Annotated in this window: 19 protein-coding genes; 15 read left to right on the forward strand and 4 right to left on the reverse strand. The window is 70.3% G+C overall.

All coding sequences use genetic code 11. The annotated features are described in order from the left end of the window. Positions 1-27 precede the first annotated feature (27 nt). Positions 28-3303, reverse strand: a complete 3276-nt coding sequence (locus ABTV10_RS09720; RefSeq protein WP_499034326.1) for a protein kinase domain-containing protein — start codon at positions 3301-3303, stop codon at positions 28-30. A gap of 296 nt (positions 3304-3599) precedes the next feature. On the opposite strand from ABTV10_RS09720, the gene ABTV10_RS09725 reads away from it, so the two are divergent. The 9 genes from ABTV10_RS09725 to ABTV10_RS09765 all read left to right on the forward strand — a co-directional run bounded on the left by ABTV10_RS09725 (position 3600) and on the right by ABTV10_RS09765 (position 16901). Continuing rightward, positions 3600-4556 carry a carbon-nitrogen hydrolase family protein gene (locus tag ABTV10_RS09725; protein WP_499034328.1) on the forward strand — a complete coding sequence of 319 codons (957 nt, stop codon included), beginning with the start codon at positions 3600-3602 and terminating at the stop codon, positions 4554-4556. Then, positions 4553-4972 carry a hypothetical protein gene (locus tag ABTV10_RS09730; RefSeq protein WP_499034330.1) on the forward strand — a complete coding sequence of 140 codons (420 nt, stop codon included), beginning with the start codon at positions 4553-4555 and terminating at the stop codon, positions 4970-4972. The genes ABTV10_RS09725 and ABTV10_RS09730 overlap by 4 nt, the downstream gene beginning before the upstream one ends. Before the next feature lie 19 nt (positions 4973-4991). Then, a complete protein-coding gene (locus ABTV10_RS09735) occupies positions 4992-5657 on the forward strand; it encodes a TetR/AcrR family transcriptional regulator (RefSeq protein ID WP_499034332.1) in 666 nt (221 codons plus the stop codon). A 47-nt stretch (positions 5658-5704) separates the two neighbouring features. Further along, positions 5705-7105, forward strand: a complete 1401-nt coding sequence (locus ABTV10_RS09740; RefSeq protein WP_499034334.1) for a 3' terminal RNA ribose 2'-O-methyltransferase Hen1 — start codon at positions 5705-5707, stop codon at positions 7103-7105. Further along, positions 7102-9645 (forward strand): polynucleotide kinase-phosphatase, encoded by a 2544-nt coding sequence (locus tag ABTV10_RS09745; protein WP_499034337.1) that lies wholly within the window; start codon positions 7102-7104, stop codon positions 9643-9645. Before ABTV10_RS09740 ends, ABTV10_RS09745 begins: the two co-directional genes overlap by 4 nt. 124 nt (positions 9646-9769) lie before the next feature. Continuing rightward, the gene (locus ABTV10_RS09750; protein ID WP_499034339.1) at positions 9770-11497 is read left to right on the forward strand and encodes a fatty acyl-AMP ligase; all 1728 of its coding nucleotides are present in this window, start codon (positions 9770-9772) and stop codon (positions 11495-11497) included. Between the two features lie 30 nt (positions 11498-11527). Continuing rightward, entirely contained in the window at positions 11528-11800 is a 273-nt protein-coding gene (locus ABTV10_RS09755; protein ID WP_499034340.1) for an acyl carrier protein, read from the forward strand. Then, the gene (locus ABTV10_RS09760; protein ID WP_499034341.1) at positions 11797-16131 is read left to right on the forward strand and encodes a type I polyketide synthase; all 4335 of its coding nucleotides are present in this window, start codon (positions 11797-11799) and stop codon (positions 16129-16131) included. The genes ABTV10_RS09755 and ABTV10_RS09760 overlap by 4 nt, the downstream gene beginning before the upstream one ends. Then, positions 16128-16901 carry a thioesterase II family protein gene (locus ABTV10_RS09765; RefSeq protein ID WP_499034342.1) on the forward strand — a complete coding sequence of 258 codons (774 nt, stop codon included), beginning with the start codon at positions 16128-16130 and terminating at the stop codon, positions 16899-16901. The genes ABTV10_RS09760 and ABTV10_RS09765 overlap by 4 nt, the downstream gene beginning before the upstream one ends. A gap of 6 nt (positions 16902-16907) precedes the next feature. Here ABTV10_RS09765 and ABTV10_RS09770 read toward each other — a convergent pair whose 3' ends face one another. From ABTV10_RS09770 to ABTV10_RS09780, 3 genes are all read right to left on the reverse strand, one after another. Continuing rightward, complete coding sequence (locus tag ABTV10_RS09770; protein WP_499034345.1) at positions 16908-18128, reverse strand: FAD-dependent oxidoreductase; 1221 nt, start codon at positions 18126-18128, stop codon at positions 16908-16910. Positions 18129-18216: 88 nt separating this feature from the next. Beyond that, positions 18217-18960 (reverse strand): peroxide stress protein YaaA, encoded by a 744-nt coding sequence (gene yaaA / locus ABTV10_RS09775; protein ID WP_499034346.1) that lies wholly within the window; start codon positions 18958-18960, stop codon positions 18217-18219. A gap of 183 nt (positions 18961-19143) precedes the next feature. Continuing rightward, positions 19144-20406, reverse strand: coding sequence for an alpha/beta hydrolase (locus ABTV10_RS09780; protein ID WP_499034348.1), 1263 nt, complete (start codon positions 20404-20406; stop codon positions 19144-19146). 69 nt (positions 20407-20475) lie between these two features. Here ABTV10_RS09780 and ABTV10_RS09785 point away from each other — a divergent pair, with 69 nt between their 5' ends. The 6 genes from ABTV10_RS09785 to ABTV10_RS09810 all read left to right on the forward strand — a co-directional run bounded on the left by ABTV10_RS09785 (position 20476) and on the right by ABTV10_RS09810 (position 26651). Next, complete coding sequence (locus ABTV10_RS09785) at positions 20476-22221, forward strand: proline--tRNA ligase (RefSeq protein WP_499034349.1); 1746 nt, start codon at positions 20476-20478, stop codon at positions 22219-22221. A gap of 161 nt (positions 22222-22382) precedes the next feature. Then, positions 22383-24122, forward strand: coding sequence for an acyl-CoA dehydrogenase family protein (locus ABTV10_RS09790; protein ID WP_499034350.1), 1740 nt, complete (start codon positions 22383-22385; stop codon positions 24120-24122). Between the two features lie 9 nt (positions 24123-24131). Next, positions 24132-24812, forward strand: a complete 681-nt coding sequence (locus ABTV10_RS09795) for an O-methyltransferase (RefSeq protein WP_499034351.1) — start codon at positions 24132-24134, stop codon at positions 24810-24812. A 170-nt stretch (positions 24813-24982) separates the two neighbouring features. Next, entirely contained in the window at positions 24983-25600 is a 618-nt protein-coding gene (locus tag ABTV10_RS09800; protein ID WP_499034352.1) for a YdcF family protein, read from the forward strand. Between the two features lie 59 nt (positions 25601-25659). Then, complete coding sequence (locus tag ABTV10_RS09805) at positions 25660-26073, forward strand: Rv3143 family two-component system response regulator (protein WP_499034353.1); 414 nt, start codon at positions 25660-25662, stop codon at positions 26071-26073. 206 nt (positions 26074-26279) lie between these two features. After that, positions 26280-26651: an NADH-quinone oxidoreductase subunit A gene (locus ABTV10_RS09810; RefSeq protein WP_499034354.1), complete on the forward strand. Its 372-nt coding sequence runs from the start codon at positions 26280-26282 to the stop codon at positions 26649-26651. The last annotated feature ends 18 nt before the right edge of the window (positions 26652-26669 follow it).

The following is a 26669-nucleotide window of genomic DNA, read 5'->3' on the forward strand; positions in this document are numbered from 1 at the left end:
GCCGGCGCGCTGGCGAGCGGCCGCGTTTCAGTCCCGGTTGCGATCGACCACCCAGGCGGCGATCTGGGCGCGCGAGGTGAATCCGAGCTTGGCGAGGATGTGCTCGACGTGGCCCTCGGCGGTCCGCTGCGAGATGACCAGTTTGGCGGCGACGGCGCTGTTGGTCAGCCCCTCGGCCACGAGGCCGGCGACCTGCAGCTCGCGCCGTGTCAGTGTGGTCTTGTCCGCGGCGGCCGGAGGCCGAGGCGGTTCGGCGGACTCGGGAGATTCACCCAGCGCGTAGGCGACGGCCTGCGGGAAGCTCCCGGAGGCACCCTTCCGGTAGTTCGCGTCGTACGACTTGTCCCCGAGTGCCCGTCGGGTCCGCTCCGCGCACTCGTCGTGCTGCGCGCGCCAGCCGGCGATCGCGATACTCGACACGCCCCCGGTCTGCCGCATGGCCTGCGCGTAGCCGAGCAGCACCGCGGACCGCGTGTAATTCTTGTCGGCCGCGGCGATCCAGGCCAGGCACTCGAGGCACAGCGTGGAGCCGTACCCGTCATCGAAGGATCGGTAGATTCGCAACGCCTGTTCCGTCGCCGCGATCGCTCGCTGGGGATCGGTCGACCACACCGTCAGGCCGATCGTCCGCAGGGCCCACGCCCGGAACATGAGCTCGCCGCGCGGCTCGGTGACATCCAGCACCTGTTGCAGGCAGTCGGCCGCCCCGGCCGTGTGGCCGAGCATGCCGCGGGCCACGCCGAGGCCGATCAATATGAGGAGCCGCACGATGTCGTCCTCGGCCGGACAGGCTCCCAGTGCATCGGTGAAACATGTTGCTGCCGTGGAAACGTCGTTGGAACTGAGCGCCATGACGCCGGCGGCGAGGAGTGCGGCCGCCACGGCGTCCGGGTCACCCGATTCTTCCGCTGCCACGCGGAGCCGTCCGGCCCATTCGGCGCCGGTCGCGATGTCACCCCAAAATCCGATGAGTACCGCGCCGAGGCTCACGGCTCGCACCCAGCCCGCGTCACGATCGGCGCCCTCGACAGTCAACATTCTTTCGGTCCAGTGGGCGCCCTCGTCGATCTGCCCGGTGGCAAGCCAGAACGAGTACAGGGCACCGGTGATGCGCAGGCCCACCGCGACGCCGTCAGGCTCCACCATGCAGCCCTTCAACGCCTCACGGAAGTTCTGTTGGTCCAGTTTCAGGCGGGCGATCCAGTCGAGCTGGTGGGGTCCGATCCAGTCCGCCTCGGCCTGCAAGGCCAGGCGCTCGTACCAGTCCCGGTGGCGTCGTCGCATCAGCGCGTACTCGCTGGACTCGGCCAGCTTGTCGAGTCCGTACTCGCGGATGGTGTCGAGGAGCCCGTACCGGCCGGCGGTCGCGGATCCCTCGTGGATCAGGATCGATTTCTCCACCAGCGACGCGATCAGGTCGAGCAGTTCGCCCGGTGTCAGGTCGGTGCCGCACACGTGTTCCACAGCGGTGAGCTCGACGCTGCCGGCGAACACGGACAGGCGAGCCCACAGTTGCTGTTCCTGGGGCGTGCACAATTCGTAACTCCAGTCGACGCACAGCCGGAGGGTCTGCTGCCGCGTCGGGGCGGTGCGCCCGCCGCCGGTCAGGAGCGCGAAGCGGTCGGTCAGGCGTTGCAGGATCTGCTCGGGCGTCAGCGCCCGCAGGCGCCCGGCCGCCAGTTCGATCGGCAGCGGCAGCCCCTCGAGCCGGTGACAGATCCCCGCCACCGCGGCCATGTTGTCCTCGGTGACCTCGAATCCCGGAAGGACCGCGACGGCGCGCTCGGTGAACAGCGTGATCGCGTCGTAGCTCGGCAGGGCTGCCAGGTCGAGGCGATGGTCGGGGGCCGGTGCGCTGAGCGGCGGAACACGAAGTATCGCCTCCCCGCGGATCCCGAGTGCCTCGCGGCTGGTGGCGACGATACGCAGCCCGGGGCAGTGCTTGAGCAGCGTGTCGGCCAGCTCGGCGACCGCGTAGATCACCTGCTCGCAGTTGTCGAGCACCAGCAGGATCTGGCGCGGTTCGAGGAACTCCGCGAGCACAGTCGGTAGCGGCTCGCGGGAGAAGGACTTGAGCCCGAGGGCCGTGGCGACAAGGCCCGCCACCAGCGACTCGTCGTGCAGGTCGGCCAGCTCGACCAGCCACGCCCCGTCCCCGAACGCGCGCTGGACGCTGGTCGCGATCCGCAGCGCGAGGCGGGTCTTGCCGACACCACCGATTCCGGTGAGTGTCACCAGACGGGAGGACGAGAGCAGGTCCTTCGCCTCGGCCAGTTCGCTGCGGCGGTTGACGAAACTCGTCAGCTCCGCCGGCAGGTTCCCCTTCCGGCCCCGCGTCGAGGGCCCGGTCGGCGGCAGCCCGCCACCCGTCGCCGCCCGGCGATCGCCGCGCCGCGCATCGGCCGCGGGCTGCAGGGCCATCTCGTCGACCGGGAATTGGTGACGGAACTGGATCTCGCGCAGTTCGTCGCCGAGCTGTTCGGCGGTGGGGCGGGCGCCCGGATCCGCGGACATGGCGTGCTCGACGGCGGCGGCCACCTCGTCGGGAATCTCGTTCTCACGCAGGTCCGGCACGGGCTGGGAGGTGATGCGCAGGAACTGCGCGACGACCTGCTCGTCGGTGCGGCGTTCGAACGCCGCGTGGCCGGTCAGCGCGCAGAACAGCGTGGAACCGAGGCCGTAGACGTCCGCCGCGGCACTGGACGGATCCCCCCTCAGGACCTCGGGCGCGGTGAAGGCCGGGGTCGCTGTGAACGTGCCGGTGGTCGTCTCGAACCCGCCGGGAACGTGGGCGATGCCGAAGTCCGAGAGCGCCGGCTCGCCGTAGTCGGTGAGGAGCACGTTCGCCGGCTTGACGTCGCGATGCAGGATCCCGAACCGGTGCGCGGACTCCACCGCACCGGCCAGCTTCACCCCCAGTTGCAGCGCCTGTTCGAGCGGCAGCGGGCCGTGCTCACGGATCCGCACGTCGAGCGAACCCTGCGCGTGAAAGGGCATCACGATGAAGGGCAGGCCGCTCGCGGTGGTCCCGACCTGCAGGACCGTGACAATGTTGGGGTGCCCGGTGAGCCGGGCCATCGCCCGCTGTTCCCGCACGAACCGCGTCCGATTCTCCTCGTCGAGGTCGGCGGTGAGCACCTTCACCGCCACGGTCCGGTCCAGAGCGGCCTCCGTGGCGCGGTAGACGACACCGAAACCACCACGCCCGATCTCGGTCGCATCGGTGAACCCGGCGCACTCCAACTCGGAGGCCACCGAGGGAGCCGGACTGCGCTGCGTCGCGAACGGATCGTCACCGGTCATCGGTCATGCCGATCCCTCGCCGGTGTGGCGTCCTTCGATCCGGCACGGCACTCACCTCACAGACAGACCCCAGCGGCGTGGCCGACCGAGGTCACTGCCGGGCAGCTTCTGGAACCCCATCCTGCCATCCGGTTCCGCACGCGGACCACCGGGAAAAGGGTATCGACGCCAACCGGGCTGTTCCGGTTCCGCCGGGTTCGTTCCGAGTGCCTCTTGCGCCCAACCCTCAACAATTTTAAAGTCAGACTCAGATTTGCAGTCATGTTCAGAATTTGCTCGGACGATGGGATCTCGAGATGGCGAAATCGACGCGTGTGGCTGCGCTTCAGGTCGAGGCCGAGGTCGGCAACATCGATGCGAACCTCGGCATGTGCTCGGACCTGGCGGAGCGGGCGGTCCGGGAGGGGGCGCAGTGGATCGTGCTGCCGGAGTTCTTCTCCACGGGCGTGGCTAACCGGCCCGAGTTGGCGCAGAACGCCCCGGCTGCGGACGGTGCGCCCACCCGCCTGCTGCGGGCCCTCGCCCGAACGTACGGCGTCCACGTCGGAGGCTCGAGCCTTGTGCGCGACACTGACGGCCACGTCCGGAACGCCTTCTTCCTGGCCGGACCCGACGGCGACATCCTCGGCCGCCACGACAAGGACATGCCGACGATGTGGGAGAGCTCGTTGTACATCGGCGGCGGCGATCCGGGTCGAATCCGTGCCGGGGAGAACATGATCGGCACGGCAATGTGCTGGGAGCTGCTGCGCACCCAGACCGCCGAGCGCCTGGCCGGTCAGGTGGACCTCGTGCTGTCCGGGTCCGGCTGGTGGTCCATCCCGGCGTGGCCGCCCCGCCCGTTGACCCGGTGGCTGGAGCAGCGCAACAACGCCCGCGCCGTCGAGGCACCGTCGGTCTTCGCGACCTACTGCGGCGCTCCCGTCGTGCACGCCGCCCACTCCGGACCGCTGAACTGCCCGATGCCGCTCGTCGGGATGTCCTACGGTGGCCACTACCAGGGCGGAGCGTCGGTGACCGCCGCGGACGGCACGGTCCTGGCGCTCCGCCGGCGCGACGAGGGACCCGGGATCGCGGTCGCGGACATCGAGCTCGTCCGCTCGGCTCCTCGCCCGCTGCCCGACCGGTTCTGGCTGCAGAAACGCGGCGTTCTTCCGGCGCTGGCGTGGGCGTACCAGAACCCCTACGGTCGGGCCCAGTACGCCCGGACCCGCGGACATCAGACCCATCGACCCGCGGGGGCCCTCCGATGACCGGCAGGGCCGTCACTGCGGCGCCGTCGGCGCTCGTCGTCAGCGGGTTGACCGAGCTCGCCACCGGCGCGGTGTCGGGCTGGGTCGTCGCCGCGCTCCGGCGGAGGCCGGAGACGATGCGTGCGCTCGGTGTGCGTGCGCCGCAACGAATCCGGCAGTGGCACCTCGATCTGGCCATGCTCGGCGGGTTCACGGCGATCTGCGGGATGGCCGTGCCCGAGGCGCCGCGCCTGACGACGACGGCCCTCGCGGTCGGTGCCTGGACGAATGCGTTCGCGTTTCTCCCGCTCGCATTCAGGCCGGACCTCGAGGACCGGCCGGCCTACCTGGTCCCGGTCGTCGGATCCTTCGTCGCGACGTCGATCGGGTTCTGCGGCATCGCCCGAACTGCACACCGGCGTTACCGCGCGCGGTAGCGTCACCCAGAATTCAGGCATGGATTCCGAAGCGCCAGACACATCCGGCACTGCCCCCGGGCTCGGGGCCCGTCGTCCGGACCGCCGCCGTGCTCGGACTCGTCGGGCGATCATGGCGGCCGCCCGCCCGCTGTTCGCCGAGCGCGGCGTGCAGCGCACGACGATAGACGAGATCGCTGCGGCCGCTGATGTCTCGGTGGGTGCGGTGTACTTCCACTTCCAGTCCAAGGAGGGCCTCTATCTGGCGCTCGTCGACCAGGCGCTCGAGGTCAACACCGAGGCGATGGCCTCGGTGGACCGGGCACTCCCGCCGCTCGACCGCGTCCTCGCCGCCGGGCACGCGTACATGCGGTTTGCGCTCGATTACCCAGAACATTTCCGGATGGTCGCCTTGCGGGTCCTCGACCCTGTCACGGATCCGGCGCTGGCCGAGATCGAGGATCGCGTCGCCGCCCGCGTCGAGGCGCTCGTCGGGACCGTCGAGCAGGATCTGGTCGAGGCCATGGCGGACGGCAGTGTCCGCGCGGTGCCGCCGCGCGAGGTGATGCGGTTCCTCTGGGGGGCGTGGAACGGAGTGACCGCGTTGGGCTTCCGCCCGGATCGGCTTCGGCTGACGCCGGACGAGGTGCAGCGCACCCTCGAGGTCGGCCAGGGCATCCTCGAAAGCGCCCTACGGCGGCGCTGAGCCGTAAATGTCGTGATTGTCCCGGGTCGCCCTGATAGCGTCCGGACATGCTGCTCACGCTGACCGTGGAGGCCGGGGGGAACTGGTCCGACGCGTCCGATCTCGGATACGTGCTGCACAAGCACCCGGACAAGGTGCAGGACTTCGACCTGTCGGTCGGGACCGCGACAGTGCTGTACCCGGCGGTCGGCCCACAACGATGCACCGTCGCCCTGATGCTCGACGTCGATCCCGTCGAGCTGGCCCGCAGCCGGATGCGCAGGGGCAGGGACGGTTTCGCGCTGGGACAGTACGTCAACGATCGCCCGTACGCGGCATCGTCGATGCTCGCGGTCGCGCTCGGGAGGGTGTTTTCGACCGCACTCGCCGCGACCTGCCGGTCGCATCCCGAACTGGTCGACCGCCCTGCGCAGCTGACGGTGCGGGTCCCGGTACTGCCGTCGCGGGGCGGCCCGGACCTACCCGCCCGGCTGTTCGGGCCACTGGGGTGGACTGTGACAGCAGCGCCGATTCCCCTCGATGTGGAACTTCCCGACTGGGGTGCCTCCGAGTACGTCGACGTCACCATGTCGGCGACCCTGACGGTGTCGGAGGCGCTGCGACACCTGTACGTGCTGCTGCCGGTGCTCGACGACGTGAAGCACTACTGGGTCGGCCGGGAGGAGACCGAGAAGCTCGTCCGGACAGCCGGAGAGTGGCTGCCCGGGCATCCCGAGTCGGCGCTGATCAGTTCGCGTTACCTGGCACATCAGCGTGAACTCGTCCAGACCGTCGCGGATCTGCTGTCCGACGACGCCGGTGTCGAGCGGGACCGCCCGGTCCGCTCCCGCGATCCGCGACTCGCCGACCTCCGCGTCGACGCCGTTCTGGCCGCGCTCGCCGGGTCGGGCGCCGCACGCGTCGTCGATGTCGGATGCGGTGACGGCCGGTTGCTACGGGAACTGCTCGCGTCGCCACAGTTCACCCGGATCGTCGGCGTCGACGTCAGCGACGGGGAACTGCAGCGCGCTCGACGACGGCTGCGCACCGAGGAGTTCTCCGACGCGCAGCGTGAACGGCTCTCGCTGCTGCACTCGTCGGTCGTCTACCGCGACGGCCGTCTCGCCGGATTCGATGCGGCGGTCCTGATGGAGGTGATCGAGCACATCGATCCGCCCCGGCTTCCCGCCCTCGAGCGGTCGGTGTTCGGGGAGATGCGCCCCCGCACCGTCGTCGTGACGACACCGAACTGTGAGTACAACGCGCTGTATCCCTCGCTGGCTCCGGGGGAGTTCCGGCACCCCGACCACCGCTTCGAGTTCGATCGCGAGCAGTTCCGCGAGTGGGCCGAATCTGTTTCGGCCACTTACGGTTACGTCGCCGATCTCGGGGCCGTCGGACCCGCAGACGCGAGCGTCGGCGCGCCAACTCAGCTGGCGGTCTTCACCCTCGAAGGAGCGAACGCATGAGCGTGCTGGAGATACCGGACCCGAGTCTGGTCGTCCTGATCGGCGTCAGCGGATCGGGCAAGTCCACGTTCGCGGCCACCCACTTCGGGCCCTTCGAGACCATATCCAGCGATTTCTGCCGCGGACTGGTCAGCAACGATCCGAACTCGCAGGAATCCACCGCCGACGCGTTCGAGGTGCTGAACCTGGTGGTGAGCAAGCGGTTGGCCGCCGGCCGGCTCACCGTCGTCGACGCCACGAATGTGCAGCCGTCCGCGCGGAAGTCACTGATCGAACTGGCCCGACGGCACGACCAGCTGCCGGTCGCGATCGTGCTCGACCTACCCGAATCGGTGTGTGCCGAGCGCACTCTGGCGAGACCCGATCGCTCCTTCGGGCGCGACGTGGTGCGCCGTCAGCATCGGGCGCTGTCCCGTTCGATGAACGGCCTGTCCCGCGAGGGCTTCCGGTCGGTGCACGTGCTGCGCGGCGTCGAGGAGGTCGGTGCGGCCGTCATCGAACGGGTGCCGCTGCGGAGCGACCGCAGGGACCTGACCGGTCCGTTCGACGTGATCGGCGACATCCACGGCTGCCGTCGTGAACTCGAAACGCTGCTCGGCCGAATGGGTTACACGATCGATCGGGACGATCGGGGCCGGGCCGTCGACGCCCACCACCCCGACGGGCGGACGGTGGTGTTCCTCGGCGACTACGTCGACCGCGGACCCGACGCGCCGGGCGTGCTGCGACTCGTGATGGGCATGGTTGCCGCGGGTCACGCGCTGGCGGTCCCGGGCAACCACGAGAACAAGCTGGTGAAGGCGCTGCGCGGTCACAAGGTCACGCCGTCGCATGGTCTGGCCGAGACGCTCGACCAGTTGTCGGGGGAGAGCGACGAGTTCCGCAGACAGGTCGCGTCCTTCTGCGACGGCCTCGTGGCGCACCTCGTGCTCGACGGCGGACGCCTGGTCGTGGCGCATGCCGGGCTCACGGAGGAGTACCACAACCGGGCGTCGGGGCGGGTACGGTCGTTCGCGCTGTACGGCGAGACCACCGGGGAGACGGACGAATTCGGTCTGCCGGTCCGGTACCCGTGGGCGCAGGACTATCGGGGATCGGCGATGGTTCTCTACGGGCACACGCCCACGACGGAGCTGCGGTGGGTCAACAACACGTTGTGCCTGGACACGGGGTGCGTGTTCGGCGGTGAACTGTCCGCCCTCCGGTACCCGGAGAAGGAGACGGTCTCGGTCCGCGCCGAGCGGGTCTGGTACGAGCCGGCGGTGCCGTTGCATCGGCAGACCCCGGACCCGCACGGCCTCGACCTCGACGACGTCGTCGGGGTCGGCGGCGTGGAGACGGCGCTGCGGGGACGTGTGTCGATCCGCCCGGAGAACGCGGCGGGCGCGCTCGAGGTGATGAGCCGGTTCGCGGTGCCCCCGCAGTGGTTGTTCTATCTGCCGCCCACGATGGCGCCGTGCGCGACGTCCGCGTTGCCGGGACTGCTCGAGCATCCGGCCGCGGCGTTCGCCGAGTACCGCGGTGCCGGGATCGAGTTGGTCCTCTGCGAGGAGAAGCACATGGGTTCGCGCGCGGTGGCGCTCGTGTGCCGGGACGCGGATGCCGCGCAGCGGCGGTTCGGTGGCGGCGACGGACTCTCCGGGATCGTCTACACCCGGACTGGGCGCCGGGTGTTCGACGAGTCGCTCACCGAGAAGCTGGTGCGCGGGCTCGCGGACGCGGTCGACCGGGCCGGGCTGTGGGACGAACTCGGCACCGACTGGATCCTGCTCGACACCGAGCTGCTGCCGTGGTCGGCGAAGGCCGAACCCCTGTTGCGGGGGCAGTACGCGGCGGTGGGGGCGGCCGCGTCCGCGGACCTGTCGGCGCGGGCCGAGGTGCTGGCGGAGGCGGCCGGCCGCGGACTCGATGTGGCGGACGCGGAGCGGCGCACGGCGTCGAGGCGCGAAGACATCGACGGCTACGTCGCGGCCTACCGGCGGTACGTGTGGCCGACGGACGGCCTGGACGGGGTGCGAGTGGCGCCGTTCCAGGCCCTCGCCACCGAGGGGCGGACGTACGGGGACCGCGACCACGAATGGCACCTGACGGTGGCCGATCGTCTCGCGCAGGCGGCTCCGGAGCTGGTGACCACGACCCGGCGCCTGCAGGTCGATCTGAGCTCCGACGAATCGACGGCCGCGGCGACGGCGTGGTGGGAGGAGCTCACGGCGTCGGGCGGCGAGGGGATGGTCGTCAAGCCGGCGGGGAATCAGGTGCACGGCCAGAGTGGCGTCGACCGCCGCGTCCAGCCCGGTATCAAGGTGCGCGGGCGCGAGTACCTGCGGCTCATCTACGGACCGCACTACACCGAGCCCGCCAACCTCGAACGCCTGCGCGCGCGGTCGCTCGACCACAAGCGCACGATGGCCCTGCGCGAGTACGCGCTCGGCGTCGAAGCACTCGATCGCCTGGTGAGAGCGGAGCCGCTGTGGAAGATCCACCAGGCGGTGTTCGCGGTGCTGGCACTCGAATCCGAGCCCGTCGATCCCCGGCTGTAGGCCCTGGGGTGGGCACTGTCCACACCCAGGGTCGGTGGTGGCCGATTCGTCCGTCACGGAGGGTTGAAGGCGTTCACAGCGCGACGCCGGAGACGGCCGCGCCTCCCACGGAGAAAGAGTCACCGTGCACGCCACCTTCGTCGCCCACTTCCGCGCCCAGGCCGCGGTGTACGGGGGCGCCCGATCCTGCACCTACCACCGTGAAGTCGGCCTCGACCTCGTCGCCGAGACCGTCACCTACCGCGAACTCGACCGCCGGGCCCGAGCGATTGCGGCGTGGCTGGCCGCGCAACCCGAATCGCGTCGGCCGGTGCTGCTCCTGTACGCCGACGGCGCCGACTTCCTCCCGGCCTTCCTGGGCTGTCTGTACGCGGGCGTAGTCGCCGTTCCCGCCCCGGTGCCGCACGGCGCGCAGGGCACGCGGCGTGTCGCCGGCATCCTCGCCGACTCGGGGGCCCGCCTCGTGCTCACCGCCCCGGCACTCGTGCAGGCCGTCGGTGAGTGGATCCGCGACAGCGGGTGCCCGGGCACTGTGACGGTCGCGGGCACCGACGCCGACCTCGGCGACGAGGCCGCCTGGCGGACGCCGCGGATCGACGGGGGCACGGTGGCCTATCTCCAGTACACGTCAGGCTCCACCGGCAGCCCCAAGGGCGTGATCGTCACCCACGCCAACCTGATGCACAACGAGATGACGATCGCCGAGGCGGTCGGCTCCCACGACGGCGCGACGACGGTGCAGTGGCTGCCGCACTTCCACGACATGGGGCTGGTGGGGATGCTCCAGCCCCTGTTCGCGGGCGCGAACCTCGTCTTCATGTCGCCGACGGCGTTCCTCAAGCGACCCGTGCGGTGGCTCGAACTCATCTCGCGTCACCGTGCCGAGTTGACGGTGGCACCGAACTTCGCCTACGACCTGATCGCCCGCCGGGTGACCGAATCCGAGGCGGCCACGCTCGACCTGTCGTCGCTGCGGGTGGCGCTCAACGGTGCGGAGCCGATCCGGCCCCGCACCCTGACGGCGGTGATCGACCGCTTCGCGGCGGCCGGGCTCCGGGCGGACGCCCTCGTCACGGCCTACGGCATGGCGGAGACGACGCTGATGGTGACCGCCCACCCGGTCGGCTCCGCGCCCCGCCACCTGGACGTCGACCCGGTCGAACTCGAACGGCACCGCGCCGTCCCGGCCGGCGACGACGGCGCGGTGCAGTTGGTCAGCAGCGGCACACCGCGGAACTCGGAGGTCCTCGTCGTCGACCCGGACACCGGAGACGTCCTACCGGACAACCGGGTCGGCGAGATCTGGGTGCGCGGACGCAGCGTCGCGGTCGGATACTTCGGCCACGCACAGGAAACCGCTGCCAGGTTCGACGCGCGCGCCCACGGGATCGGCCCGTTTCTGCGGACCGGTGACCTCGGGCTGACGAACCGGGGGCACCTGTTCGTCACCGGACGGCTCGACGACCTGCTGATCGTGAACGGCCGCAACCTGTATCCGCAGGACATCGAGGACGTCGTGGGGCAGGTGCATCCGGCGCTCGCCGGCACCGCCGGGGTGGCCGTCGCCGTCGACTGCGACCACCGTGAGCGCCTGGTAGTGATCCAGGGCGTGCGGGACACCCTGCTGGACGGGCTCACCCTGGCGGAGCTCACCGTCCGGGTCCGCTCTGCGGTGGCGCGCGCCTTCGACCTGCCGGCCCCCGAGGTCGTGTTCGTCGAGCGACGCGGAATCCACCGCACCACCAGCGGCAAGGTGCAGCGTCGGTCGATGCGGAAATCATTCCTGGAGAACCGGATCCGTGTGCTTCACGAGTGCGTCGATCCGGCGGTGCAGCGCCTTCGGACCGCGTAGCGCCCACCACGAGACGAGGAGAGAGTAACCATGAACACCACCCCTACCCACGCGCAGGTTGCCCGCTGGCTCAGCAGCCGGGTGGCCACCTACCTCGACGTCCCGGCCGCCGCGATCGATCCGGAGATGCCGCTCGCCGAACTCGGGCTGGACTCGGTCTCCGCCGTCGGTCTGTGCGGCGACATCGAGCAGCGCTGGCGCATCCAGGCCGACCCGATCCTGGTCTACGACTACCCGACCATCGCCGAGATCGCCGGGCACGTCGTCGCCCGGCTCGTCGTCGAGGACGCGGGGACGCGATGACCGCCGTCGCGATCGTGGGGCTCGACTGCCGGTTTCCGCAGGCGCCCGACCCGGACGCGCTGTGGGCCCTGCTGACGGCCGGCGGGGACGGCATCACCGAGGTCCCCGAGCAGCGGTGGCGGGCCGACGAGATGTACGACCCCGACGGCGCCGCCGGCACCGTCAACAATCGGACCGGTGGATTCCTGTCCGACGCGGACGCGTTCGACGCCGAGTTCTTCGGAATCTCCCCGCACGAGGCGGCGGCGATGGACCCACAGCAGCGCCTGCTGCTGCAGTCCGCGTGGCGCGCCTTCGAGGACGCCGCGGTGGATCCGCGTGCCCAGGCCGGCTCGGACACCGGCGTGTTCATCGGCGTGATGGCGAACGAGTGGGCGCACCTGCACCTGCGGGACCCACGCCGGATCACGCCCCGACTGGGGGCCGGCAACGGCTATTTCATGACCGCGAACCGGATCTCCTACCACCTGGACCTGCACGGCCCGAGTGTCGCGATCGACACCGCGTGCTCGTCGTCGCTCGTCGCCGTCCACCAGGCGTGCTCGGCGCTGCGGTCCGGCGAGTGCGACCAGGCGTTGGCCGGGGGCGTCAACATCGCCCTCACCCCGACGCTCAACGTCTTCTACACGCAGGCCGGACTGTCCGCGCCGGACGGGCGGTGCAAGCCGTTCAGCGGGAACGCCGACGGCATCGGTCGCGGGGAGGGTGTCGCGGTGGTGGTCCTGCGCAGGCTCGACGACGCTGTGGCCGAGGGACTTCCGATCCACGCGGTGATCGTCGGCGGCGCCGTGAACTCCGACGGCCGCAGCAACGGGATCACCGCACCCAACCGCTGGGCGCAGCAGCGGGTCGTCGAGCAGGCCTACCGCCGGGCCGGAGTCGACGCGCACCAGATCGACTTCGTCGAGGCGCACGGCACCGGGACCGTGCTCGGCGACATGATCGAGATCAAGGCCCTCGGCCAGGTCCACGCCGTCCCGCGGCCCCGGCCCTGCGGGATCGGTTCGATCAAGGGCAACCTCGGCCATACCGAGGGCGCGGCGGGCGTCGCCGGGCTCATCAAGGTGGCGCTCAGCCTGCGCCATCGGGTGGTCCCGCCGAGCCGCTACGCCGACCAGGAGAACCTCCGGTTGCGACTGGCCGACCACGGACTCGCGCTGATCGCCGAACCCCTTGACCTGCCGGCGGACGCGGCGCACGGCGCGGTGAGCAGTTTCGGGATCGGCGGCACCAACGCCCACCTGGTGCTCAGGAGCGCGCCCGAGCGTCCGGACGCCCCCGGTGCCGCGGGACGAGGAGTGTTCACGGTGTCGTCGACGGACCGGGAAGGGCTGCGCCGCAATGCTGCCCGGGTCGCGGAGCGCATCGCCGAGCAGCCCGCCGACCGGCTGTCCCAGCTGTGCTGGTCCAGTAACGTGATCGAGGCGTCCGGTCGCCACCGTCTGGCGGTGCCGGCCACCGACCGTGACGGTGTCGTGGCTGCCCTGCGCGAACTTGCGTCGGACGAGCAGCGGTTCGCGGCAGCGACCGGGGTGGCCGCGCCGATCGACGCCGGATGGCTGTTCACCGGTCAGGGCTCGCAGTACCCCGGCATGGGTGCAGCGCTGCAGCAGTCGTCGGCCGACTTCCGCACGGCCCTCGACGAGGTGGACCGACAGATGGCACCCCACCTCGGGCATTCGGTGCGGGACGTGCTGTCCCGCAAGGATATCGATCGAACCGCACACGCGCAGCCGGCGATCTTCGCGGTCGAGTACGCGCTCGCCCGGGCGCTGCTGTCGGCCGGGGTGGAACCCGCCTGGCTGCTCGGGCACAGCGTGGGCGAGTACGCGGCCGCCGCGATCGCCGAGGTCTTCAGCGTCGCGGACGCGTGCCGACTGATCGTGGCGCGTGGGCGGCTCATGCAGTCGCTGCCCGGACGGGGTGCCATGCTCGCCGTCCGGGGGAGCGCCGACGAGGTGTCCGACCTGCTGGACGGGGAACCCCGGGTGTCGCTCGCCGCCGTGAACGGGCCGCGCGAAGTGGTCGTCTCGGGCGAGACCGCCGCGCTGGATCGGATCGAGGCGAGGCTCGCCCGGCACGGGCTGCGCGGCCGGCGTCTGGCGGTTTCGCACGCCTTCCACTCGCCGCTCATGGAGCCGATCGTCGACGCGTTCGCCGAGATTGCCGCATCGTGCTCGTTCGCGGCGCCGCGCACCCCGGTGTACTCGACGGTGCGGGGACGCCTCCTCGACGTCGACGAACCGATGGGTGCGGACTACTGGACCGAACACATCTGTGCCACAGTGCGATTCGCCGATTCGATGAACACGGCACTGGCCGCGGAGCCGACCCACCTGATCGAGGTCGGGCCGTCGAGGGTCCTCGGGCCGCTGGTCGCCCGCATCCGGCCCGGAACCGCCACCCTGTCACCGTGCCCCGGACCGGACGCGACCGGCCGGGAGCTGGCCGACGTCGTCGCGGCGCTGTACCGCGACGGCCTGGACCCGAACTGGGACACGCTGTACGAGCCGGGGCAGCGAGTGCGCCGACGACTCGGCGGCTACCGGTTCGACACCACCCAGCGCTTCTGGACGGCACCGCCCGATACCGCATCCGCATCCGCACCGGAGACAGTCTCGGCGCTCCCCGCGACCACCACCGACACCACCGGAACACCCACCATGGACAACCTGATCGCCCTCTTCCGCGAGCAGGCCGCGGTCCTCGCGGCCCACCTCGGTACGCACCCCACCGGGTCCGAGACACCCGCGCCGGACATGCCTGCACCCCCGAATCAGGCCGCTCCGGCCGCCGTCGAGACCGCTCCGGATCCGGGGGACGTCGCCGCGGTCGTCCGGCGTGAGACCGCCCGTGTCAGCGGGTATCCCGAGGATGCCGTGCGGACTACCCAGACCCTGTGCGACGACCTCGGTTTCGACTCGATCATGACCACCGACCTGTGCGCGGGTCTCGCCGCCGCATACCCCGGGCTGGTGCCCGACCGGGGATGGTTCGGCCCGGCCGGCACCGTCGGCAGCCTGATCGACCGGATCCTCGGGCACCTCGACGCCGACGACCCGGCACCGCCGAGTCCACCAGCGCCGCCTCCCGCCGATCCTGTCCCCGCCGAGCACTATCGGATCGAACAGTTCCCGGAGGTCCAGGCGCTCGCCGACCGGTTGCACACGAGCGAGGCGCTCGGCGTCACCAACCCGTACTTCCTCACCAACGACGGCGTCACCCGAGACACGTCGGTGATCGACGGGCAGGAGGTGATCAATTTCTCCAGCTACAACTACCTCGGCATGTCCGGCCACCCCGAGGTGGTGGCGTCCGTCCAGGACGCCGCCGCCCGGTACGGCAGTTCGTGCTCGGCGAGCCGGCTGTTGTCCGGGGAGAAGCCCGTGCACCGTGAACTCGAGATCGAACTCGCCGAACTGCTCGGCACCGAGGACGCCCTCGCGTTCGTCAGCGGGCACGCGACCAACGTGACCGTGATCGGGCACCTGCTCGGACCAGGTGACCTCGTCGTCCACGACAGCCTCGCGCACGACAGCATCCTGCAGGGCTGCAAGCTGTCGGGGGCCACCCGTCGGCCGTTCCCGCACAACGACGCCGCCGCACTCGACGCGATCCTCACCGACATCCGGCACCGGTACCGGCGGGTGCTCGTCGTCATCGAGGGCGTCTACAGCCAGGACGGCGACATCGCCGACCTGCCCGCGTTCATCGCGGTGAAGCGAAAGCACCGTGCGCTGTTGATGATCGACGAGGCCCACAGCATCGGCGTCCTCGGCGAGCGCGGCGGCGGAGTCGGCGAACACTTCGGTGTGGACCGCCGGGACGTCGAACTGTGGTCGGGCACGATGTCGAAGGCGCTCGCCGGGTGCGGCGGCTACGTGGCAGGTAGCCGGGCACTGATCCAGTTCCTCGGGTACACCGCCCCAGGGTTCGTCTACAGCGTGGGCATCTCGCCGCCCAACGCCGCCGCGTCGCTCGCCGCGATCCGGCAGTTGCGAACCGAACAGGACGTGCTCGGCCGCCTGCACCGCAACTCGGCCCTGTTCCTGCGGGCCGCAGTGGAGGCGGGGCTCGACACCGGTGACAGCCGTGGCACTCCGATCATCCCGTGCATCGTCGGCGACTCGCTCCGCACGCTCGAACTGTCCAACGCGCTGCTCCGGCGCGGCATCAACGTCAATCCCATCCTGTACCCGGCGGTGCCGGAGGACCGCGCTCGGCTGCGCTTCTTCGTCACCTCGTGCCACACCGAGGAGCAGATCCGTCGCGCCGTGCGGGTTACCGCCGAGGCACTCGCCCTCCTCGGATCCGGAGAGGTGGCGGCGTGACCGCCACCGGCCGCACCCCGTATCTCGACGCGCCGGCGACCGACGCGCCTCTGCGCCTGTTCTGCTTCCACCACGCCGGCGGCGCGGCGTCGGTCTACCGGCACTGGCACCGTGCGCTGAGCCCGCACGTCTCGGTGTGGCCGGTGCAGCTGCCCGGGCGGGGCCGCCGTGTCGGCGATCCGCGGTTCGTCGACCTGGATGCGCTGCTGGACGACCTGGAAGCCCATCTGTCCGAGTCGCTTTCGGTTCCGCACGCGTTCTTCGGGCACAGCATGGGAGCGCTCGTCGCGTATGGCCTGGCGCGTCGGCGGCAGGCGGCTGGGCACCCACTGCCGCGAGCGTTGCTGGTGTCGGCGTACTCGGCCCCGCATCTGGCGCCGCCGGTGCCCCCGGTCGGGGACCTCGACGATGCCGGCCTCGCCCGACTGCTCGTCGAGATCGGCGGCCTGCCCGAAGGGGCCCTCGACTGGCCGGGGTGGCTGACGCAGGCGCTCGCGGTGACCCGCGACGACCTGAACCTGTGCGCCGGTCCCCGCGACGGCGGTGAACCTCCGCTCGAGTGCCCGGTGCACGTCTACGGGGCCGACTCGGATCCCCTCGTCGGCGAACGCGACCTGCGCGCGTGGGATCGCCACACCATCGATCTGCGTGAGGTGCGGATTCTCCCCGGCGGCCACTTCTACCTCCATGACTCACCCGACGAGCTCCTGGCCCTGCTGCGATCCGCGCTGCACGCGTGCACGGCGGATCGGCCGGTGGGCGTCGGGTGAGAGCGGTCAGCGCCGCGCCGCGGCGGGCGGACGCTCCCGCACCGCACCGAACGCGAAGAAACGCGCCGGCAGTTGCGAGATGCCCGGCGTCGAGCTGATCCGCCGCAGTATCACCGACACGTCCGGGCGCGGCGCACCCGCGAGGGCGGGGGCGACGAACCGGGCGTGGGCGAGCCGTTGCAGCGCCTGCATGGCGGCCGCAGTCGGCCACCGACGCAGCTGGATCTTGCGCAGCGCCGATTCGGGTACGGCGTCGGCCGGAAGCCGGCCGGCGAGGTACCGCGCCGCTGCGACGGCGTCCTGCACCGCCAGGTTGATGCCGATCCCGAAGATCGGCGACATCGCATGCGCGGCGTCGCCGATGCACAGCAGGCCCGGCAGGTGCCAGCGCCGCAACCGGTCGAGCCGGACGTCGAGCAGCTTCACCTGGTCCCACGACTGCAGGGTGTGCACGCGGTCGCCGAGCCACGGCGCGGTCGTGAGGAACTCGCTCGCGAACCGATCGAGTCCGGCCGCGCGCCGCGTGGCGTCCGAACCCTTGGGAATGACTGCGCCGCACTGCCAGTAGTCGCCGCGGTCGATCATCACGGACAGGAAGCGGTCCCCGACGTTGCCGACCAACCCGGTCGGGTCCTCGGGCCGGCGAGGCAGCCGGAACCACCACGCGTCCATCGGACACGGGAACGTGCGCAGCCGCAGCGCCGGGATGTCGCGGGCGAGCGAGCCGCGGCCGTCGCACGCCACGGTGAGCGTCGCGCCGAGTGATCCGGTGCGGCCGTCGGGTGTCCGGTATCGGACACCCCCGATGCGTCCGTCGTCGTCGATGAACGACACCACCTCGGTGTTCATCCGAAGTTCGAACGTCGGTTCGGTACGGGCCTCGTCGGCCAGCAGGTCCAACAGGTCCCACTGCGGAACCATCGCGATGTAGTTGCGCTTGACCGGCAGCGCGTCGAGGTGGCCGACGGTCAGCGGGGCGCCACCCGGCCCCACCGGAAGTTGCACCGACACGACGTGTCGTTGCGGGAGCCGATCGAATCGTTCCCCGAGGCCCAGTTCGTCCAGCAGGGTGAGCGTGGACGGGTGGACGGTGTCGCCGCGGAAGTCGCGCAGGAAGTCCGCGTGCTTCTCGAGTACCGTCACCGGGACACCGCACCGCGCCAACAGCAGCCCGAGCGCCATTCCGGCCGGGCCGCCACCCACGATGCAGCACGACGTCCGTTCCATCGGCAGCGCTCCTCGTTCCTCAGTGTGCGCCCCCCGACCGGACTGTGCGAGCTACAGCCGCGGCACCACGTTCCGTTCGGACGCCGCGTCAGGTGAGGATGATCAACTCCGCGTCCGACGCGATCTCCACCCGCAGCCCCGCCTTGGAGGCGACGCGGGCGACGCCCTTGATGTCGGCGGGCTCGGCGCGGGTCACGGTCAGCGCTCGCGCGAGCAGCCCCTTGTCGTGTTTGTTGAAGTGGCTGACGACTTTTCGTGAACCGTCGGGTTGTTCGGTGAGGACGGTCGCGATCATCGCGCCCGGCACCGGGCCCAGTTGCTGGTAGGTGCCCGAGCGCAGGTCCACCACCAGGCCCCCGTCGGCCTCGGCGAGCAGCGCGTCGGACAGCTCCGGCTTCCACAGCGCCTGCAGGGTGCCGAAGCCGGGGAGCTTGGAGCCGCCGGAGAGCCGGTACGCGGGGATCGGGTCACCGGCCCGCACCGCGCCGAAAAGAGCCGAACCCATGGCGAGCCGGCGAAACGCCTTCTCCCGCTGCACCTTCGTGAACGATTTCGCGTCGAGGGCGTCGAAGAGCACGCCGGTGTACCGCTCGAGGGCGGGACGCGTGGGGGAGACCCACAGCTTGGCGTTGCGTTCGATCTCGTCGGCCTGCTTGGGGCCGAGCCCGAGGGCCAGGTTCGACGCCTCAGTGTCGGCCGACAGGTCGACGAGGGCCTGGACGAGCGTCTCACGGGTCTCGGACAGCTGCGGCATCGACAGCTCGCCCAGATCGAGCGGCGCCCCCTTGCCGCCGTCGGACTTCGTCTCGGAAGGGGGAAGCAGCACCAGCACGATGGATACCGTACCGGGGCCCAATTCTCATCGATTTGGTGCCGGAGGAACAGTTGACGCGCTGTGCGCAGCCACCGTGGGTCCACAATCGTGACGGCGATCGTGGATCCGAACCCGACACGGGGGCAGTAACAGTTGCTGGCCCGATCGAACTCGAGTGTGACAGTGATCCGGGACGGTGGTTCATCCCGATGCAGGCGTGTGGATCCGAGCGGCCAGCCACGGCAGCGCGTCGGCGAAAGCGTGCGCTGCGAACTGCCACGTGTGCCGGCCGTCCGAGGTGTGCGCGGTGCACTCGATCCCGGCCGATGTCGCCGTCGTGCACAAGCGCTCCGCGGCAGTCGCCTCGTCGGAGCCGCGGGCCACCTGGAACCACCCGGCGACCCCGACGTACCGGCCGTGCCGCGTCATGACCACAGTCGGATCGAACCGGTCCCGCAGCGCGGGGTCGCCGCCGTAGAGCCTGGCCAGCGTCTGTGCATCGGTGCCGGCGGTCGGTGCGGCATCGCCCGCGATGTCCTCGAACGTCGTGAAGAGGTCGGGGTGCATGACGGTGAGATCGACCGCGCACGTGCCGCCCATCGACCAGCCGACGACACCCCACCTCGAGGGGTCGGGCGAGGCTCCGAACGTGGACACGATGTACGGCCGAACGTCGTCGACTAGGTGGGACGCCGCTTTGCCGCGGAGTCCGTCCACGCACTCGGTGTCGTTGTCGAAGCTGCCGCCGGCGTCGACGAACACGAGGATCGGGGCCTGCCCGCCGTGCGACCGGGCGTAGGCGTCTGCGGTCTCGGTGGCGCCCCCGGTCCGGATCCAGTCCGCGGCAGTGTTGAACTCGCCCCCGATCATCATCAGGACCGGCAGCGCGGGTGGGGTGTCGCCGGCGAACCAGGCCGGCGGCAGATAGACGTATTCGGTGCGATGGTCGAACCCGCTCGCGGTCGAGGTGATGTCGACGGGGACGACCCGGCCCACCGGCGTCCCCGTGTCGCGCAGGTCCGGCAGGTCCGATGCGTCGACCTGGCCCGGGACCGCGCGTCCCGTCGCCGCCGCCCACGCGACCTGCACGGAGGGGTAGTAGCCGACCCACTCGTTCAACGTCAGCGCGACGCACGCGAAGGTCAGCGGGACGAGCAGGATCGACAGGGCGCGTCGCCACCAGCGCGTTCCCCGCCAGCCCATGACCGCGATTGCGATCGAGGCCACGAACAGCGCCGACCACAGCCACAGCGGCAGCGGCGTGGCATCCGACGCCAGTCCCTGATGGTTCACCAGCCAGCGAGCGGTCGCGGCCACCGCCACCCCGAGCGCCACCGCAACCGGAACCCATGACAGCCACCAGCGTCGGCTCCTCCGCCACAGGACGATGGCCAGAACGGCGGCCGTGACGATCTCGACCGTCAGCGGCAGCCAGCCGCCGAGGAGCGAGATCCCGGGGTCCACGTCTTCCAGTCTCCCGCGCCGGTCCCCTGGGGCGCGTCTGCGCTGGACAAGCGACTAGGCTGGTGCCCCGTGATCACCCGCATGTCGCACCTGTTCCTCCGCACACTCCGCGACGACCCGGCCGACGCCGAGGTCGCCAGCCACAAGCTGCTGGTTCGCGCCGGCTACGTGCGGCGCATCGCGCCGGGCGTCTACTCGTGGCTGCCACTGGGTCTGCGGGTGCTGCGCGAGGTGGAGCGCGTGGTCCGCGAGGAGATGAACGGGATCGGCGCGCAGGAGATCCTGCTGCCCGCCCTGTTGCCGCGCGATCCGTACGAGACGTCGAGCCGGTGGACCGAGTACGGCAACAGCCTGTTCCGGCTGAAGGACCGCAAGGGTAACGACATGATGCTCGGCCCGACGCACGAGGAATTGTTCGCCCTGACCGTCAAGGGTGAGTACAACTCGTACAAGGACTTCCCGGTCACTCTCTACCAGGTGCAGACCAAGTACCGCGACGAGGAGCGTCCGCGCGCCGGCATCCTGCGCGGCCGCGAGTTCGTCATGAAGGACTCCTACAGCTTCGACCTCACCGACGAGGGCCTGGCCGAGTCGTACAAGGCGCACCGTGACGCCTACGAGCGCATCTTCCAGCGCCTGGGCGTCAAGTACGTGATCGTGTCGGCGACGTCGGGCGCTATGGGCGGCAGCGCCTCGGAGGAGTTCCTGGCCGAGAGTGAGATCGGCGAGGACACCTACGTCCGCTGCGTCGAGTCCGGCTACGCAGCCAACGTCGAGGCCGTCAAGACGCTCGCCCCGGCACCGATCCCGTTCGACGGCCTGCCGGAGGCCAAGGTCCACGACACCCCCGACACCCCGACGATCGACGCGCTGGTCGAGTGGGCCAACGCGGCCGGGCTGGGGCGCACGATCACCGGCGCCGACACCCTCAAGAACATCATCGTCAAGACCCGCGTGCCCGGCGGCGAGTGGGAACTGCTCGGCATCGGGATCCCGGGCGACCGCGAGGTGGACGACAAGCGCCTCGAGGCGTCCCTCGAGCCCGCCGAGTTCGCGCTGCTCACCGACGAGGACTTCGCGAAGCATCCGTTCCTTGCGAAGGGGTACATCGGCCCGAAGGCGCTGCTGGACAACGAGGTTCGCTACCTCGTCGACCCGCGCGTCGTGGACGGCACGTCGTGGATCACCGGCGCCGACGTCGTCGGCAAGCACTACGTCGACCTGGTCGCCGGCCGCGACTTCACCCCGGACGGCACCATCGAGGCCGCCGAGGTCCGGGACGGCGATCCGTCGCCGGACGGTGCGGGTGCGCTGGTGGCTGCCCGAGGCATCGAGATCGGCCACGTCTTCCAGCTGGGTCGCAAGTACACGGACGCGTTCGCCGTCGACGTGCTGGCCGAGAACGGCAAGCCGGTCCGCCCGACCATGGGCTCGTACGGCGTCGGTGTCTCCCGCCTGGTCGCGGTCATCGCCGAGCAGCACCACGACGACAAGGGCCTGCGCTGGCCCGCCGAGGTCACGCCGTTCGACGTGCACCTGGTGATCGCGAACAAGGACGACGCCGCGCGTGAAGGCGCCGAGGCTCTGGCCGCCGAGCTCGACAAGGCCGGTATCGAGGTCCTCTTCGACGACCGCAAGGCGTCCCCGGGCGTGAAGTTCAAGGACTCCGAGCTGATCGGTGTCCCACTCGTCGTGGTCGTCGGCCGCGGCTACGCCGAGGGCAAGGTGGAGCTGCGTGACCGCTTCAGCGGCGAGGCCCGTGAGATCGCCGCCGACGGCGCGCTCGCCGAGATCCTCGCGGCCGTCCGGGGCTGAACCACCGCTTGACCCCGCGTTTTGCGCACTTTTCGGTCCCGATCGGGTGACCGGGGCAACGATAAGTGCGCAAAACGCGGGGTGGTGCCGTCCGAACCGGAGGACAGTGGAGGCTGCGGCCCCGTCCGGGGCGCATGCTCACGCTGCGGAGGGTGAGGACGGTGGACCGAGTACTGCTGAATCCGCACGACTACGACCCGACGGTGTTCGACCCGAATACCCGCCGATTGCTGCGCGCGACGATCGACTGGTTCGAAGCCCGCGGTAAACGGCGACTCCTCCAGGACGACCTGCATGCGGTGTGGACGCGGGACTACCTGGACTTCGTCGGCCGCGAGAAGCTGTTCGCGACGTTCCTGACGCCCGCCGCCGAATCGCGGGGTGACCCCAACAAACGATGGGACGCGGCCCGCAACGCCGCGCTCAGTGAGATTCTCGGCTTCTACGGCCTCGCGTACTGGTACGTGTGGCAGGTGACGGTGCTCGGGCTCGGGCCGATCTGGATGAGCGCCAACGCCGCGGCCCGCGAGCGCGCCGCCGAGCAACTCGACGCGGGCGGCGTGATGGCGTTCGGGCTGTCCGAACGCGAGCACGGCGCCGACGTGTACTCGACCGACATGCTCCTCACGCCGGCCTCGGGGCCCTCTGCCGGCCCCAGCGATGCTGTGTTCCGTGCGAACGGCACCAAGTACTACATCGGCAACGGCAACGTCGCCGGCATGGTGTCGGTGTTCGGTCGGCGCACCGACGTCGAGGGCGCCGACGGGTACGTCTTCTTCGTCGCCGACAGCCACCACCTGCACTACCGACTGATCGACAACGTGGTGCACGGGCAGATGTACGTGAGCACGTTCGCGTTGCGTGACTACCCGGTGCGCGAGGAGGACATCCTGCACACCGGTGCGGACGCGTTCTCGGCGGCGCTCAACACCGTCAACGTCGGCAAGTTCAACCTGTGCACCGCGTCGATCGGGATGTGCGAGCACGCGTTCTTCGAGGCGATCACGCACGCGCACAACAGAATCCTGTACGGCAAGCGCGTCACCGACTTCCCGCACGTGCGCGCGAACTTCGTCGACGCCTACACCCGCCTGGTCGCGATGAAGCTGTTCAGCGCCCGCGCCGTCGACTACTTCCGCAGCGCCGGGCCGGAGGACCGCCGCTACCTGCTGTTCAATCCGATGACCAAGGCGAAGGTGACCTCCGAGGGCGAAGCGGTGGTGGCGCTGCTGCACGACGTCATCGCCGCGCGGGGCTACGAGAAGGACACGTACTTCCGTGAGGCTGTCGAGCTGATCGGCACGCTGCCCAAGCTCGAGGGCACGGTGCACGTCAACGTGGGGCTGATCCTCAAGTTCATGCCGAACTACCTGTTCAATCCCGTCGACTACCCGGCCGTCGGAACCCGCGACGACGCCGCGGACGACGTGTTCTTCTGGGAACAGGGGCCCACGCGCGGTGCCGCGAAGGTGCAGTTCCACGACTGGACGTGCGTCTACACCGAGCACTCCGACATCCCCAACGTCGGACGCTTCCTGGAGCAGGCGCTCGCGCTGCGCGCACTGCTGGCGACGGCCGGGCCCGACGAAGCCCAGCGGGAGGACCTCGACTTCCTGCTCACCGTCGGGCACCTGTTCGAACTGGTCGTGTACGGGCAACTGATCCTCGAGCAGGCCGACATCGTGGGCCTGGGCCGCGATCTGGTGGAGCAGATCTTCGACGTCCAGATACGGGACTTCTCGCGGTATGCCGTTGCGCTGCATGGAAAACCGTCGTCCACGGACGCCCAGCAGCAGTGGGCGCTCGACTCGATCCGCAAGCCCGTGGTGGATTCCGAGAGGTTCGCGCGGGTGTGGGACCAGGTCGCCGACTACGACGGCGCCTACGAGATGCACCCGTAGGGTGGGCCCATGGCTGACGACGCAGACCGGGCCCACTGGGTCGAGGTGGACGACTTTCTCTTCGAGACGGTGGTCGGGACCGACGAGGATCTGGCGGCCGCGCTGGCTGCGAACGCGGCGGCCGGGTTGCCGCCGATCGACGTGTCCCCGGCGCAGGGCAAGTTCCTGAACCTGTTGGCCCGCATGGTGGGGGCGACTCGCGTGCTCGAGGTCGGCACCCTGGGCGGCTACAGCACCATCTGGCTGGCCCGCGCGGTCGGCGACTCCGGCCGCGTCGTAACGCTCGAGTACGAACCCAGGCACGCAGCGGTCGCCCGGGCCAATCTCGACCGAGCGGGCGTCGGCAGCCGGGTCGACATCCGGATCGGCGCCGCGCTCGACACGTTGCCGGGCGTCGAGGCCGACGGCATGGGGCCGTTCGATCTGGTGTTCATCGACGCCGACAAGGTCAACAACTCCAACTACGTGCGCTGGGCGCTGCGCCTGTCGCGGCCCGGCACTGTGATCGTCGTCGACAACGTCATCCGCGGGGGAGCGGTGTCCAATCCCGACCTCGACGACGAGGCGGTCCGCGCGAGTCGTGAGGTCCTCGGCCTGTTGGCCGCCGAACCCCGACTCGATGCGACGGCGTTACAGACCGTCGGGTCCAAAGGGTGGGATGGGTTCGCCCTCGCACTGGTCGTGAACTGACGCTGGGCATCGCTGCGAAACGCCTGGTGATCGGCGGTGCGAGCCGTCCGGTGCCGGGGGTGCCGCCGCTCCTGGGGTGTGGCATGCGATGACGTGCGGGCGTTCCCCACGTAGGGTGTGACGCGCGTCAAACGGACACCGACCGACGAACCCGGAAGAGACACAGGCGAATGCAGAAGTTGAGAACCACACTTGTCGCGGCCGGCGTGGCCCTCCTCCCGGCCCTGGTGGCGGCTCCCGCCCAGGCCGCATCGCTCAACATCCCCGGCATCATCGGTCAGGGAATCGACACCGTCCAGCGCACCGCGGCCGCCGGAATCGGTGACACCGTCGCCTCGCTGGGGCAGTACGGCGCCGCCCATGCCTATCTCACCGGCGACCCGGCGTCGCGGTACATCGTGGTGCTCGGTGCCCGCCTCAACGCGGACGGCCTCCTGCCGGGCGTCCTCAACGCGCGTCTCGACGCCGCGGCCACGATCGCCCGCCTGCATCCCCAGAACAGGGTGATCGTGTCGGGTGGACCGACGCAGGCACTGCCGTACACCGAGGCGCAGGCGATGCTTGTCGGGCTCACGTTGCGGGGTGTCAATCCCGCGAACATCATCCTCGAGAACGACTCGCACTCGACCGTCGAGAACGCCCGGAACACCACCCAGATCCTCGCCGGCGCGGGTGCGGACGGGGCCGTGCTCGTATCGTCGGCGTCGCACATCGACCGCGCGCTCGCGAACTTCCAGTCCGCGTCCGGGCAGTTCCGCTACCTGCCGGTGGCCGTCCCGGGCTGGTGACGACCCCCGGCGGGCCGGCCTCCCGGCGCCGGAACCCGGTCGGCCGTAGCATCGGCTCCGTGGCCAATCCGACCGTCCGCTCCGATGATTCCGGTCCGCTGCGCGTACTCGTCTACAGCAGCGACGCCTCGACACGGGAACGAGTGATGCGCGCCCTCGGCACCCGTCCGCACCCCGACGTGCCGGAACTCGAGTATGTCGAGGTCGCGACGGAGCCGGTGGTGATCCGCACGATGGATGCGGGCGGCATCGACCTGGCGATCCTCGACGGCGAGGCGACGCCGGCGGGCGGCATGGGGATTGCCAAGCAACTCAAGGACGAGCTCGACGTGTCCCCGCCGATCGTGGTCCTGACCGGGCGCGCCGACGACCGGTGGCTCGCGGACTGGTCGCGGGCCGAGGCGGTGGTCCAGCACCCCGTCGAGCCGTTCCGCCTGGCCGAGGCCGTCGTCCCGCTGCTGCGGCGGGCGTGACGGAATCGGGTCCGGGCCGATGCCTGGCCGGCATCCGAGAGACTCGCGGGTAAAACCGAAGCCAAGCGTGGGGTCGATCCCGGTACGCTGAGTCGTAGATCACATTCGGCGGGTGGGTTTTCCTGATTGCGTGATTGTGCGTCTCCCGTGGCTACCCGCCGCGCGTGGTCACCTTGTGGGCTCGCGACGAGAGGAGCTGGGGCGCAGTGAACGCGTACGTGCCGATTCTCGTGCTCGGGGCGATCGCCGTGGCATTCGCGGTGTTCTCCGTGCTCGTCGCCTCCGCCGTCGGCCCCAGGCGGCGCAACCGCGCCAAGCTCGAGGCGTACGAGTGCGGCATCGAGCCCACCCCACAGTCGGCCACCGGCCGGGCCGGTGGTCAACGGATCCCGGTGAAGTACTACCTCACAGCGATGCTGTTCATCATCTTCGACATCGAGATCGTGTTCCTCTACCCGTGGGCGGTGCACTTCGACGCCCTCGGACTGTTCGGGCTGGCCGCGATGGCCGTCTTCGTCTTCAACGTGTCCGTGGCTTACGTGTACGAGTGGCGGCGTGGGGGATTGAGCTGGGACTAAGTGGTACTCGCGGATAGG

The sequence above is a fragment of the Paraburkholderia sp. RHO2 genome (genome assembly GCF_050955445.1).
In the GTDB taxonomy this organism is placed as follows: Bacteria; Actinomycetota; Actinomycetes; order Mycobacteriales; family Mycobacteriaceae; genus Prescottella; species Prescottella agglutinans_A.